At 70.8% G+C, this 13,170-nt stretch carries 10 protein-coding genes and 1 pseudogene; 9 read left to right on the top strand and 2 right to left on the bottom strand.

Annotated elements, in window-relative coordinates; all coding sequences use genetic code 11:
- Positions 1–28: 28 nt before the first annotated feature.
- From ACWDZ4_RS05010 to ACWDZ4_RS05020, 3 genes and pseudogenes are all read left to right on the top strand, one after another.
- A complete protein-coding gene (locus tag ACWDZ4_RS05010; protein WP_451507043.1) occupies positions 29–241 on the top strand; it encodes a DUF4244 domain-containing protein in 213 nt (70 codons plus the stop codon).
- Complete coding sequence (locus ACWDZ4_RS05015; protein ID WP_451507044.1) at positions 228–599, top strand: TadE family type IV pilus minor pilin; 372 nt, start codon at positions 228–230, stop codon at positions 597–599. Before ACWDZ4_RS05010 ends, ACWDZ4_RS05015 begins: the two co-directional genes overlap by 14 nt.
- A pseudogene (locus ACWDZ4_RS05020) lies at positions 596–874 on the top strand (Rv3654c family TadE-like protein); the annotation flags it as partial. The gene ACWDZ4_RS05015 and the pseudogene ACWDZ4_RS05020, both read left to right, overlap by 4 nt.
- An 82-nt stretch (positions 875–956) precedes the next feature.
- On the opposite strand, the gene ACWDZ4_RS05025 reads toward ACWDZ4_RS05020, so the two are convergent.
- On the bottom strand, positions 957–3,545 hold the full coding sequence (locus ACWDZ4_RS05025) for a DEAD/DEAH box helicase (RefSeq protein ID WP_451507045.1): 2,589 nt from the start codon (positions 3,543–3,545) through the stop codon (positions 957–959).
- Between the two features lie 81 nt (positions 3,546–3,626).
- Here ACWDZ4_RS05025 and bldG point away from each other — a divergent pair, with 81 nt between their 5' ends.
- From bldG to ACWDZ4_RS05050, 5 genes are all read left to right on the top strand, one after another.
- Positions 3,627–3,980 carry an anti-sigma factor antagonist BldG gene (bldG, locus tag ACWDZ4_RS05030; RefSeq protein ID WP_093799810.1) on the top strand — a complete coding sequence of 118 codons (354 nt, stop codon included), beginning with the start codon at positions 3,627–3,629 and terminating at the stop codon, positions 3,978–3,980.
- Positions 3,981–4,072: 92 nt separating this feature from the next.
- Positions 4,073–4,561 (top strand): ATP-binding protein, encoded by a 489-nt coding sequence (locus ACWDZ4_RS05035; protein ID WP_451507046.1) that lies wholly within the window; start codon positions 4,073–4,075, stop codon positions 4,559–4,561.
- A gap of 262 nt (positions 4,562–4,823) precedes the next feature.
- Positions 4,824–7,253 (top strand): sodium-translocating pyrophosphatase, encoded by a 2,430-nt coding sequence (locus ACWDZ4_RS05040; protein ID WP_451507047.1) that lies wholly within the window; start codon positions 4,824–4,826, stop codon positions 7,251–7,253.
- Between the two features lie 217 nt (positions 7,254–7,470).
- Positions 7,471–8,052, top strand: a complete 582-nt coding sequence (locus ACWDZ4_RS05045) for a small secreted protein (protein ID WP_451507048.1) — start codon at positions 7,471–7,473, stop codon at positions 8,050–8,052.
- Between the two features lie 92 nt (positions 8,053–8,144).
- A complete protein-coding gene (locus tag ACWDZ4_RS05050) occupies positions 8,145–9,668 on the top strand; it encodes a DUF7059 domain-containing protein (protein ID WP_451507049.1) in 1,524 nt (507 codons plus the stop codon).
- Between the two features lie 50 nt (positions 9,669–9,718).
- Here the strand turns inward: ACWDZ4_RS05050 and ACWDZ4_RS05055 are convergent, their stop codons facing one another.
- Positions 9,719–9,955 carry a hypothetical protein gene (locus ACWDZ4_RS05055; protein ID WP_451507050.1) on the bottom strand — a complete coding sequence of 79 codons (237 nt, stop codon included), beginning with the start codon at positions 9,953–9,955 and terminating at the stop codon, positions 9,719–9,721.
- Between the two features lie 265 nt (positions 9,956–10,220).
- Here ACWDZ4_RS05055 and topA point away from each other — a divergent pair, with 265 nt between their 5' ends.
- On the top strand, positions 10,221–13,073 hold the full coding sequence (topA, locus tag ACWDZ4_RS05060) for a type I DNA topoisomerase (RefSeq protein WP_451507051.1): 2,853 nt from the start codon (positions 10,221–10,223) through the stop codon (positions 13,071–13,073).
- The last annotated feature ends 97 nt before the right edge of the window (positions 13,074–13,170 follow it).

The raw sequence follows: 13,170 nt of genomic DNA on the forward strand, positions 1-13,170 counted from the left end.
TGAACGGCAACTGACCTTGGAGGTTGAGATGCGGGTGTGGAAGCGGGTGCGGGAACAGGCGTCGGCGCTGGTGCGCGGGGCGGCCGGCGGCAAGGACGCGGGGATGACGACGTCCGAGTACGCGATGGGGACGATCGCGGCATGCGCCTTCGCGGCGGTGCTCTACAAGGTCGTCACGAGCGGCATGGTGTCGTCGGCCCTGGAAGCGGCCGTCGGGAGGGCTCTCCATGTGCCGTTCTGAGACCGGGGGAAGCGGTGACCGGGGCTATGTCACGGCGGAGGCGGCCGTGGTGGTGCCTGCCCTGGTGCTCCTCACCATGGCGCTGGTCTGGGCACTGATGGCGACTTCCGCGCAGATCCAGTGTGTGGACGCGGCGAGGGCGGGTGCCAGGGCCGTCGCGCGCCAGGAGCCGGAGGGCGCCTCGGTGGCGGCGGCCCGGCAGGCGGCGCCGCGCGGGGCGCGCGTCACCCTCGGCAGGGAGGGCGATCTGGTGCGGGTGGCCGTCGAGGCGCCCGCACCGGGGCTCGGCGCGCTGTCCCTGACGCTGCGGGCCGAGGCGGTCGCGCGGGCCGAAGAGAGCGTGGGGGCGGTTGCATGAGCGGGCGGGGGGACGGAGGGGGCGACCGGGGATCGGCCACGGTGTGGGCTGTCGTGGCTGTGGCCGTGCTCGGGGTGGTGTTCGCGGGAGCGCTGGCCACGGGGCAGGCGGTCTTGGCCCGGCACCGGGCCGGCGGCGCGGCGGACCTGGCGGCCCTCGCGGCGGCGGCGCACTGGATGCGGGGGCAGGCCGCCGCCTGTGACGAGGCGGCCGAGGTGGCGGCGGCCCAGCAGACGCGGCTGCTCAGCTGTTCCGTGTACGGCGAGGTCTCCGACGTCACGGCAGAGGCCGATGCCGGGCCGTACAGCGTGGCGGTGAGGGCCCGGGCCGGCCCCGCCGGACCCATGGCCTCCGGGCTCACTCCCCGGGCCGCTCAGCGGCGGCAGGGGGCTCCGGGGGAGCAGAGAGCCTCGGGGCATCCGGGGCCTCCGGAGCGTCCGGAGCGTCCGACACGACTGGGGCGTCCGACACGACTGGGGCGTCCGGGTCGTCCGGGGCTTCCCTGAGGAGGACGGTCAGGAGGCGGACGGCGGCCCGTTTGTCGAGGGGGTCGTTGCCGTTGCCGCACTTGGGCGACTGGATGCAGGAGGGACAACCCGCCTCGCACTCGCAGGAGGCGATGGCCTCACGGGTGGCGGTCAGCCACTGACGGGCCGTGTGGAAGGCCCGCTCGGCGAAGCCCGCGCCGCCCGGATGGCCGTCGTACACGAAGACCGTCGGCAGCAGGGTGTCCGGGTGGAGCGGGACCGAGACGCCGCCGATGTCCCACCGGTCACAGGTGGCGAAGAGCGGGAGCATCCCGATGGAGGCGTGCTCGGCGGCGTGCAGGGCGCCGCCCAGCTGTTCCGGACCGACGCGGGCGGCGTCGAGCTGGTCCTCGGTCACCGTCCACCACACGGCGCGGGTCCGGAGCGTGCGGACAGGGAGGTCGAGCTTGGTCTCACCGAGCACTTCACCGGTGATGAGTTTGCGACGGAGGAAGGAGACGACCTGGTTGGTGACTTCGACGGAGCCGAAGCAGAGGCGACCTTCGCCCCAGGGGATCTCGGTGTCGGTCTCCAGGACGGAGATGGCGGTGGTGTCGCGGGCGGTGGTGGAGTACGGCGGATTCGCCTCCTCGACCAGGGCGACGGCTCCGTACGGGTCGTCCAGGTCCAGGCGCTTCACCAGGTACGTACGGCCCTGGTGGAGGTGGACGGCGCCGTCGTGGACGGAGGTGTGGGCGGCGGACGCGTCGACCGTGCCGAGCAGCCGGCCGGTGTCCGCCTCGACGATCTGCACGGGCCGGCCGCCCTCGCCCCGGATGTCGGTGAGGTCGGCGGCCCGCTCCCGGCGGGTCCAGTACCAGGACCTGCCCCGGCGGCGGAGCAGGCCGGCTGCCTCCAGCTGCGGCATCAGCCCGGGGGCCGCGGGACCGAAAAGCTCCATGTCGGCATCGGTGAGCGGGAGCTCGGCGGCGGCGGCGCACAGATGGGGGGCGAGGACGTACGGATTGGAGGGATCGAGGACGGTGGACTCCACCGGCTGCCGGAAGAGCGCATCGGGATGGTGGACCAGGTACGTGTCCAGAGGGTCGTCCCGGGCCACAAGGATCGCCAGGGCGCCCTCGCCCGACCGCCCGGCCCGCCCCGCCTGCTGCCAGAGGGAGGCGCGGGTGCCGGGGTAACCGGCGATGACCACGGCGTCCAGGCCCGACACGTCGATGCCGAGTTCGAGCGCGGTGGTCGCGGCGAGACCGAGGAGTTCGCCGGAGTGCAGGGCGCGTTCCAGGGCGCGGCGCTCCTCGGGGAGGTAGCCGCCGCGGTAGGCGGCGACCCGGTGCGGGAGCGAAGGGTCGACGGCGGCCAGGCGTTCCTGGGCGATGAGGGCGATCAGCTCGGCGCCGCGCCGGGAGCGTACGAAAGCGACCGAGCGGACGCCCTGCACGGTCAGACCGGTGAGGAGGTCGGCGGTTTCGGCGGTGGCGGTACGGCGTACGGGCGCGCCCTTCTCGCCGTGCAGTTCGGTGAGCGGCGGCTCCCAGAGCGCGAACACCAGTTCGCCGCGCGGGGAGGCGTCGTCGGCGACCTCCTGGACGGGGAGGCCGGTGAGGCGGGCCGCGGCCACGGCGGGCTGCGCGGAAGTGGCGGAGGCGAGCAGGAAGACGGGGTCCGCGCCGTAACGGGCGCACAGGCGGCGCAGGCGCCGGAGCACCTGGGCGACGTGCGAGCCGAACACGCCGCGGTAGGTGTGGCACTCGTCGACGACGACGTAGCGCAGGGCGCGCAGGAAGGAGGCCCAGCGGGGGTGGGAAGGAAGGATTCCGCGGTGCAGCATGTCCGGGTTGGTCAGGACGTAGTTGGCGTACTGACGTACCCATTCGCGCTCTTCGACCGGCGTGTCGCCGTCGTAGACCGCGGGCCTGACGGCGTTGCCCAGCGGTGCGGCCAGCGCCTTCACCGCACGGCGCTGGTCGGCCGCGAGGGCCTTGGTGGGGGCGAGGTAGAGGGCCGTCGTGCCGCGTCCGTTCGGTGCCTCGGAGCCGTCGAGGAGGGCGGTGAGGACGGGGGCGAGGTAGGCGAGCGACTTGCCGGACGCGGTACCGGTGGCGATGACGACGGAATCCCCGTCCAGGGCGTGTTCCGCGGCCTGCGCCTGGTGGGTCCACGGATGCTCGATCCCGGCGGACTGGATGGCCGCGATCACCTCCGTACGGATGCGGTCGGGCCAGACTGCATGGGACCCCGCACGTGGGGGCAAGTGCTCCGTATGAGTGATGCGCGAGGACCGGCTCCCCCCTGCGGTGAGCCGGTCGAGGACCGTACCGGGAGAGGGGCGCGCACCCGCGTTCTCCGGAGGTCGGCTGGGACGGTGATTCTTGGCCATCGGCACCGAGTGTGTCACTGGCGTGACGGACAATGCTCCCAAGGCGTCGTGCATGCATGCTGGTAAGTGATTGAATGCCATTGCGGCTGGCGTTCCGTCCTCTGGCTCCGCCGGGGAGACCTCAGGGGGGCGGCCGCTCGATAGCAAGGTGCTGGAGGATCCGTGGACCTGTCCCTGTCGACTCGCAATGTGTCCGGACCTGGTGGCGACCGTACGGTCGTCGAGGTCGGTGGCGAGATTGATGTGTATACCGCGCCCAAGCTGCGCGAGCAGTTGGTCGAGTTGGTGAACGACGGCAGCTATCACCTGGTCGTCGACATGGAGGGCGTGGATTTCCTCGACTCCACCGGACTCGGCGTGCTCGTGGGCGGACTCAAGCGCGTCCGGGCCCATGAGGGCTCGCTGCGACTGGTCTGCAACCAGGAGCGCATTCTCAAGATCTTCCGGATCACCGGACTGACCAAGGTGTTCCCCATTCACACCTCGGTCGACGAAGCCGTCGCGGCCACCGACTGACGGCTTCCGGGAACCGGAAGGAAGAGCAGGGGCTCCGGGCTGTCGGCCCGGGCCCCTGAGAAGCACGCCCGAACGTCCGAGGGGGACCGCACATGGCCACCGTTGAACTCCGCTTCAGCGCCCAGCCCGAGCACGTCAGGACGGCCCGTCTGGTGGCGGCCGCCGTGGCGCGCAGGGCCGGGGTCGACGAGGCGGTGCTGGACGAAGTCCGACTCGCGGTCGGCGAGGCGTGCTCCCGTGCGGTGGGGCTCCACCGCAGCCATGGCATCTCCGCCCCGGTCCGGGTCGCCCTGACCGAGGAGGAGAAGGTTTTCTCCATCGAGGTCGGGGACGAGGTCCCCGGTTCGGGCGGTACGGCCGGATCGGTTCCCGGGGTGCGTGGCACCGCGGGGCCCGACTCCGTGTCCGGGCCCCCGTCCGCGGTACCCGGTGCGGATTCCGACGCCGACTCCGACGACGAGGACGAGATGGGGCTGGCGGTCATCAGTGGACTCGTCGACGATGTCGAGGTCGTCACCGGTCAGTCCGGCGGCGTCATCCGCATGAGCTGGCCGACAGCGCTGACGACCGTGCTCCCCTGATCCTTTTCCGGCCCCCAGGGGCCGTTCTTTTACGTGAGGCCCTGCTGAGCAGGGCCTTTCGTATTTCCTTGGATCTTTCCTGGAGATCGTTGTCGGATCATCAATGCGTTTGCCCCGTTACTGATTTCCAGGTCATTAAGGGAACGCGATCATTTGCTGAGCGTCCGGCGAAGGCCAATTGTGCTTGCGGCACTCTGTTTTGATCGGGCTCCACTCCCTACAATCCGTCCACGTCTTGAGCTCTGAGCGTCAAGGAGGACGAATGACGGGGCTCTTCACCTCAGAACAGCTGGACCACCCCTCTACTCTCGCGGCCGCGGTACTCACCGACGGGAACCGGATCGTCGTGATCGTCGTCGCCGCAGTGGCGCTGGCGGCCCTGGCCGTCGCTCAGCTGCTGGTACGTCAGGTCCTGGCGGCCGGCGAAGGCACCGACAGGATGAAGGAGATCGCGGCGGCGGTGCAGGAAGGCGCGAATGCCTATCTCGCCCGCCAGTTGCGCACACTCGGTGTTTTCGCCGTCGTGGTTTTCTTCCTGCTCCTCCTGCTTCCGGCCGACAACTGGTCGCAGCGCGCGGGACGTTCCGCGTTTTTCCTGGTCGGCGCCCTTTTCTCGGCGGCGACCGGTTACATCGGGATGCGGCTGGCCGTACGGAGCAATGTGCGCGTGGCGGCCGCCGCGCGTGAAGCCACCCCGGCCGAGGGCGAGCCGGAAAAGGATCTGACGGCCGTCGCACACAAAGCGATGAAGATCGCTTTCCGTACGGGCGGTGTGGTCGGCATGTTCACCGTGGGCCTCGGCCTGCTCGGTGCCTCCTGCGTCGTTCTCGTCTACGCGGCCGACGCGCCCAAGGTGCTGGAGGGTTTCGGGCTCGGCGCCGCGCTCATCGCGATGTTCATGCGGGTCGGCGGCGGCATCTTCACCAAGGCCGCCGACGTCGGCGCCGACCTCGTCGGCAAGGTCGAGCAGGGCATCCCGGAGGACGATCCGCGCAATGCCGCGACCATCGCCGACAACGTGGGCGACAACGTCGGCGACTGCGCGGGCATGGCGGCCGACCTCTTCGAGTCGTACGCCGTGACGCTCGTCGCGGCGCTCATCCTCGGCAAGGCCGCCTTCGGCGACGCGGGGCTGGCCTTTCCGCTGATCGTTCCGGCGATCGGCGTGGTCACCGCGGTGATCGGCATCTTCGCGGTCGCCCCGCGGCGCGCCGACCGCAGCGGAATGACCGCCATCAACCGCGGCTTCTTCATCTCCGCGGTGATCTCCCTCGTCCTGGTGGCGGTGGCCGTCTTCGTCCACCTGCCGTCCTCGTACGCCGCCCTTGACGGCGTCACCGACGCCGCCGTCAAGGCACACGCGGGCGACCCGCGGGTGCTGGCGCTCGTGGCCGTCGCCATCGGCATCGTGCTGGCCGCCCTGATCCAGCAACTGACGGGGTACTTCACCGAGACGAACCGGCGCCCCGTCAGGGACATCGGCAGGTCCTCGCTGACGGGCCCCGCCACCGTCGTCCTCACCGGCATCGCCATCGGACTGGAGTCCGCCGTCTACACCGCGCTGCTCATCGGCCTCGGCGTGTACGGCGCGTTCCTGCTCGGCGGTACGTCGATCATTCTGGCGCTCTTCGCGGTGGCCCTGGCCGGTACCGGTCTGCTCACCACCGTCGGCGTCATCGTCGCCATGGACACCTTCGGCCCCGTCTCCGACAACGCGCAGGGCATCGCCGAGATGTCCGGCGACGTCACGGGTGCGGGCGCGCAGGTCCTCACCGACCTGGACGCCGTCGGCAACACCACCAAGGCCATCACCAAGGGCATCGCCATCGCCACCGCGGTCCTCGCGGCGGCGGCGCTCTTCGGTTCGTACAAGGACGCCATCGAGACGGCGCGCCGGGAGGTCGGGGCGAAAGCCGGCGAGCTGGGTCTCCAGATGGACATCTCGCAGCCCGACAAACTCGTCGGCCTGATGCTCGGTGCCGCGGTCGTCTTCCTCTTCTCGGGGCTGGCGATCAACGCGGTGTCCAGGTCGGCCGGCGCGGTGGTCTTCGAGGTGCGGCGGCAGTTCCGCGAGCACCCCGGGATCATGGACTACACGGAGAAGCCGGAGTACGGCCGGGTGGTCGACATCTGCACCAAGGACGCGCTGCGCGAGCTGACCACGCCCGGTCTGCTCGCCGTGCTGACGCCGATCGCGATCGGTTTCTCGCTCGGCGTCGGCGCGCTCGGCTCGTTCCTCGCGGGCGCCATCGGCACCGGCACGCTGATGGCCGTCTTCCTCGCCAACTCCGGTGGCGCGTGGGACAACGCCAAGAAACTCGTCGAGGACGGCCACCACGGCGGCAAGGGCAGCGAGGCCCACGCCGCGACCGTCATCGGCGACACGGTCGGCGACCCGTTCAAGGACACCGCGGGTCCCGCGATCAACCCGCTGCTGAAGGTGATGAACCTGGTGGCGCTGCTCATCGCCCCGGCGGTGGTGCAGTTCGGCTACGGCGACGACGCCAATGCCGGGGTGCGGGCGGTGGTGGCGACGCTCGCCGTCGTCGTCATCGTCGGCGCGGTGTACGTCTCCAAGCGGCGCCCCATCGCCATGGGCGACGAGGGCGGCTCCGGGGGCGGATCGGAGGGCGGTTCCGGACGGGTGCCCAAGCCGGCGGGCCCGGCGGCGGCGCCCAGGGCCGTGCCGTAGGACTCGTCGTATTCGTCACACCGGCTCAGCGGGCGGGCGGGCGTCGTTCTCTGACGTGGCGTCCGCCCGTCGCCGCTGTTGTGCGAGCAGTTCCGTGAGGTGTCTCTCCCTTGGTGCAAATGGCTTCAATAGGTTATGGAACGGACGTACGGCATGCGGTCGTCGCCCACGTGGCGTGTATGTTCCGGGGCCGAGAGCCTTGGAAGGGACCAATCCGGTGAACAAGAAGTGTGCGGCCGCGCTGTCCGGCGGTGCGGTACTGGTAATGGCGCTGTCCGGTTGCACCAGCGACGACGACGACAACAAGGTCGACGACTGGGCGAAGTCGGTCTGCGACCAGGTGCAGCCCCAGCTGAAGAAGATCTCGGACGCCAACACCTCCATCCAGAAGCAGACCGCCGACAACAGCAAGCCCGCCGACGTCCAGAGGACGGACTCCGCGGCCTTCCAGCAGATCTCGGACGCCTACAGGGCGATGGGCGCCGCCGTGGAGAAGGCGGGCGCCCCGCCCGTCGACGGCGGCGAGGCGACCCAGAAGGCGGCGGTCAAGGAGCTCAAGGAGTCCTCCGCGGCGTACGCCGGTCTGAAGAAGCAGGTCGACGGGCTCAACACCAAGGACCAGGCGGAGTTCGCGGACGGCCTCAAGGGAGTCGCGGAAGAGCTGAGCAAGATCAGCAGGAGCGGTGACCAGGCGCTCCAGAAGCTCCAGTCCGGCGAGGTGGGCAAGGCGATGGCCAAGCAGCCCGGCTGCCAGAAGCCGGGCGCGGCGAACTCCGCCTCGCCGCCCTCGAAGACGTAATCGCGGTGCGCACGCCCTGCCGCGCGGCCCGGCACCCCGGACGGGGGCCGGGCCGCGCGGCTTTTGTCAGTGCGAGCGGTGACAATGGCCCAGTGAGTACGACCAGCCTCCCCGCGCCCGAAAGCTCCGCCCGCCTCCGCGAAGCGCTCCTCGCCGCCGACTTCACCGCCGACGGGCTGCTGGAGCTGCTCGGCGCGCCCGCGTACGCCGCGCTCGCCCGCAGCGAGGCCGTGCCCGCGCTGCGGGCCACGCGCGGCGACAGCCCGCTCGGAACGCTCGTGCGGCTCTTCCTGCTCCAGCAGCCGGTGCCGGCCGCCCGCGCCGGGGCCGTACTGCCCCTGGAGCAGTGCCTGGCCGACGGCTGGCTGGTGCGAGAAGGGGCGGCGGACGGGGACGACGGCGTACGGGCCACTGTGGACGTACGGCCCTACGGCGGGGAGGAGGGCCAGGACTGGTTCATCGTCTCCGACCTCGGCCGCGCGGTCGGCGGCGCCGGCGGCGCGGGTACCCGCGCTGAGGGCGTGGTCCTGGGAGTCGGCGGCGCGTCCACCACGCTCGCCGGCATCACCGTCCGTACGCCGGTCGCCGACGCGCTCGACCTCGGCACCGGATCCGGCATCCAGGCGCTGCACGCCGCGCAGCACGCCGTCCGGGTCACCGCCACCGACCTCAACCCGCGCGCCCTGCACTTCACGCGGCTCACGCTCGGCCTCTCCGGGGCGCCCGAGGCCGACCTGCGCCAGGGCTCGCTCTACGACCCGGTGGGCGAGGACACGTACGACCTGATCGTGTCCAACCCGCCCTTCGTCATCTCGCCGGGCGCGCGGCTGACGTACCGCGACGGCGGGATGGGCGGGGACGATCTGTGCCGCACGCTCGTTCAGGGAGCGGGGGAGCGGCTGAACGACGGGGGGTACGCGCAGTTCCTCGCCAACTGGCAGCACGTGGACGGCGAGGAGTGGCAGGAGCGGCTGCGCTCCTGGGTGCCGGCCGGGTGCGACGCGTGGATCGTGCAGCGCGAGGTGCAGGACGTCACGCAGTACGCCGAACTGTGGCTGCGCGACAGCGGCGACCACCGCACCGACCCCGCGGAGTACGCCGCGCGGTACGACGCCTGGCTCGACGAGTTCGAGGCCCGCAAGACCAAGGGCGTCGGCTTCGGCTGGATCACGCTGCGCAAATCCGGCGCCGAGAACCCCTCGATCACCATCGAGGAGTGGCCGCACCCCGTCGAACAGCCTCTCGGCCCTGTCGTACGAGCCCATTTCGAACGCCAGGACTACCTGCGGGCGCACGACGACGCGGCGCTGCTCGCCGGCCACTTCAGGCTCGCCGGCGAGGTCGTGCAGGAGCAGATCGGGCTGCCGGGCGCGGAGGACCCGGAGTACGTGGTGCTCCGCCAGAACCGCGGCATGCGGCGCGCGACGAAGGTCGACACGGTCGGCGCGGGGTTCGCCGGGGTGTCCGACGGGTCGCTCAGTGCGGGCCGCATCCTCGACGCCATCGCCCAGCTCCTCGGTGAGGATCCGGTGCTGTTGCGCGACCGTACGCCCGAGGCGATCAGGCTGCTGGTCGAGCAGGGCTTCCTGGAGCCGCTGGACGACGGGGGCCGCTAGGGCCCCGTCGTCCGCACGCCCCGGCCTTTCCGGTCCGCCCGGCGATCCGTTCACCCGGAGTTCGTTTCCAGGTCGGCGGCCGGTGTTCCGGGGATGCCAGCCTCACCGTCCGGGGAATCGGGCCGACGGACGGTGAGGGTGAGGGGTGCGGGGATGGAGAGCGGACCGGCGGTATTCGTCGGAGCGGCGTTCACATTGTTCGGGGCCGGGCTGCTGTGGTGGACGGGGGCGCGTACCGTGCTCCGTGCGCCGGTGGCGTACGGAGTGAGCCCTGCGATCTCTTTCACGCTGGCGACTGTGTTCGGGACGGCCTTCGTCGTTCTCGGAGTGTGGTGTTTCGGCCGGATCTGATCGGAAGAGATCCACACGAGGTCTCAGGCGGAGTCCCGCAGGGGTGGTCGAGCGGTCCGGGCGGCAGGAATGCCGGGAGTCGGGTTACCGTTCGAGTGGCCGTTGCGGGCTTTTGCCGTTTGACACGGGGACGGGTTGTACCGTCACACTCCGCAGCGTCACGTACAGCACACTGAGTGTCGACCGGAGAGAAGAGCCAAGTTGTCCCCGACCAGCGAGACCGCACACGGCGGCCGCCGACTCGTCATCGTCGAGTCGCCCGCCAAGGCGAAGACGATCAAGGGGTACCTCGGCCCTGGCTATGTCGTCGAGGCGAGCGTCGGGCACATCCGCGACCTCCCGAACGGTGCCGCCGAGGTGCCCGACAAGTACACGGGCGAGGTGCGCCGCCTCGGCGTCGACGTGGAGAACGACTTCCAGCCGATCTACGTCGTCAACGCCGATAAGAAGTCGCAGGTCAGGAAGCTCAAGGACCTCCTCGCGGAGTCCGACGAACTCTTCCTCGCCACCGATGAGGACCGCGAGGGCGAAGCCATCGCGTGGCACCTCCTGGAAGTCCTCAAGCCCAAGGTCCCGGTCCACCGGATGGTCTTCCACGAGATCACCAAGGACGCGATCCGCGAAGCCGTGTCCCATCCGCGCGACCTGAACAAGCCCATGGTCGACGCTCAGGAGACGCGCCGCATCCTGGACCGCCTGTACGGCTACGAGGTGTCGCCGGTCCTGTGGAAGAAGGTCATGCCCCGGCTGTCCGCCGGCCGTGTCCAGTCCGTCGCCACCCGGCTTGTCGTCGCCCGGGAACGCGAGCGCATCGCTTTCCGTTCTGCTGAGTACTGGGACCTGACCGGCACGTTCTCCACGGGACGCACCGGTGACGCCTCCGACCCGTCCTCCCTGGTCGCCCGCCTGACGACGGTCGACGGCCGGCGTATCGCCCAGGGCCGCGATTTCAACTCCGTGGGACAACTCAAGAGTGACGTCCTGCACCTCGACGAGGCGAACGCCCGCGCCCTGGCCGCATCCCTCGCCGACTCGTCGTTCGCCGTCCGCTCGGTCGAGTCGAAGCCGTACCGCCGCTCGCCGTACGCCCCGTTCCGTACGACGACCCTCCAGCAGGAGGCCTCGCGCAAGCTGGGCTTCGGTGCGAAGTCCACGATGCAGGTCGCGCAGAAGCTGTACGAGAACGGCTTCATCACCTACATGCGTACGGACTCCACGACGCTGTCCGGGACCGCGGTCCAGGCGGCCCGCGCCCAGGTGACGCAGCTGTACGGCGCCGAGTACCTGCCGGACAAGCCGCGCACGTACGCCGGGAAGGTCAAGAACGCGCAGGAGGCGCACGAGGCGATCCGCCCCTCGGGCGACCGCTTCCGCACCCCGGCCGAGACCGGCCTGAGCGGCGACCAGTTCCGGCTGTACGAGCTGATCTGGAAGCGGACCGTCGCCTCCCAGATGAAGGACGCCGTCGGGAACAGCGTGACGGTGAAGATCGGTGGCCGGGCGGGCGACGGCCGGGACGCCGAGTTCTCCGCCTCCGGCAAGACGATCACCTTCCACGGCTTCATGAAGGCGTACGTCGAAGGCGCCGACGACCCGAACGCCGAGCTCGACGACCGCGAGCGCAGGCTCCCCCAGGTCGCCCAGGGCGACGCGCTCACGTCCGAGGAGATCACGGTCGACGGGCACGCGACCAAGCCACCGGCCCGCTACACCGAGGCCTCGCTGGTCAAGGAGCTCGAAGAGCGCGAGATCGGCCGCCCGTCGACGTACGCCTCGATCATCGGCACGATCCTCGACCGCGGGTACGTCTTCAAGAAGGGCACGGCGCTCGTGCCGTCCTTCCTGAGCTTCGCCGTGGTCAACCTGCTGGAGAAGCACTTCGGCCGGCTCGTCGACTACGACTTCACCGCGAAGATGGAGGACGACCTCGACCGCATCGCGCGGGGCGAGGCGCAGGCCGTGCCGTGGCTGCGGCGCTTCTACTTCGGTGAGGGCGCCGCCGGGGCCGGTGTCGCGCCGGGCGGCGCGGCGGACGCGGGCAACGGCGACGGCGACCACCTCGGCGGCCTCAAGGAGCTCGTCACCGACCTCGGTGCGATCGACGCCCGTGAGATCTCGTCGTTCCCGGTCGGCGAGGGCATCGTGCTGCGGGTGGGCCGCTACGGTCCGTACATCGAGCGCGGCGAGAAGGACGACGAGAACCACCAGCGCGCCGACGTGCCGGACGACATGGCGCCGGACGAGCTGACCGTCGAGTACGCCGAGGAGCTGCTGGCCAAGCCGAGCGGTGACTTCGAGCTGGGTACCGACCCGGAGACGGGCCGCCAGATCGTGGCCAAGGACGGCCGGTACGGCCCGTACGTCACGGAGATCCTTCCCGAGGGCACTCCGAAGACGGGCAAGAACGCGGTCAAGCCGCGCACGGCCTCGCTCTTCAAGTCGATGTCCCTGGACACGGTGACGCTGGCGGACGCGCTCAAGCTGATGTCGCTGCCGCGCGTCGTCGGCACGGACGCCGAGGGCGTCGAGATCACCGCGCAGAACGGCCGGTACGGCCCGTACCTCAAGAAGGGCACGGACTCGCGCTCCCTGGAGACCGAGGACCAGCTCTTCTCGATCACGCTCGACGAGGCACTGGCGATCTACGCCCAGCCCAAGCAGCGGGGCCGGGCGGCCGCCAAGCCGCCGCTCAAGGAACTGGGCACGGACCCGGTCAGCGAGCGCCCGGTGGTCGTGAAGGACGGGCGCTTCGGTCCGTACGTCACGGACGGCGAGACGAACGCCACGCTGCGGACGGACGACAGCGTGGAGGAGATCACCCCGGAGCGGGGCTATGAACTCCTCGCCGAGAAGCGTGCCAAGGGCCCGGCGAAGAAGACCGCGAAGAAGGCCCCGGCGAAGAAGGCTCCGGCGAAGAAGGCCACGGCCAAGAAGACCGTCGCCAAGAAGACGGCCACGGCGAAGACCGCGGCGGCCAAGAAGACGACGGCCAAGACGACGGCGGCGGCGAAGAAGTCGACGGCGGCCAAGGGCGCGTCGGCTTCGGACGAGTAGGCGAGGGACCGAGCGGTCCGGTCGAGCAGTCGGCCGGGTCGTTCGGCAGGTGGCGGTCGGAGGACCGCCTGTGGGGCAGCCCCCGGCGCCGTACCGG

This window comes from Streptomyces sp. NPDC003016, from assembly GCF_053591455.1.

Coding starts and splice junctions, on each gene's coding strand:
- ACWDZ4_RS05010 (WP_451507043.1), top strand. CDS start 29: ATGCGGGTGTGGAAGCGGGTGCGGGAACAGGCGTCGGCGCTGGTGCGC.
- ACWDZ4_RS05015 (WP_451507044.1), top strand. CDS start 228: ATGTGCCGTTCTGAGACCGGGGGAAGCGGTGACCGGGGCTATGTCACG.
- ACWDZ4_RS05025 (WP_451507045.1), bottom strand. CDS start 3,545: ATGGCATTCAATCACTTACCAGCATGCATGCACGACGCCTTGGGAGCA.
- ACWDZ4_RS05035 (WP_451507046.1), top strand. CDS start 4,073: ATGGCCACCGTTGAACTCCGCTTCAGCGCCCAGCCCGAGCACGTCAGG.
- ACWDZ4_RS05040 (WP_451507047.1), top strand. CDS start 4,824: ATGACGGGGCTCTTCACCTCAGAACAGCTGGACCACCCCTCTACTCTC.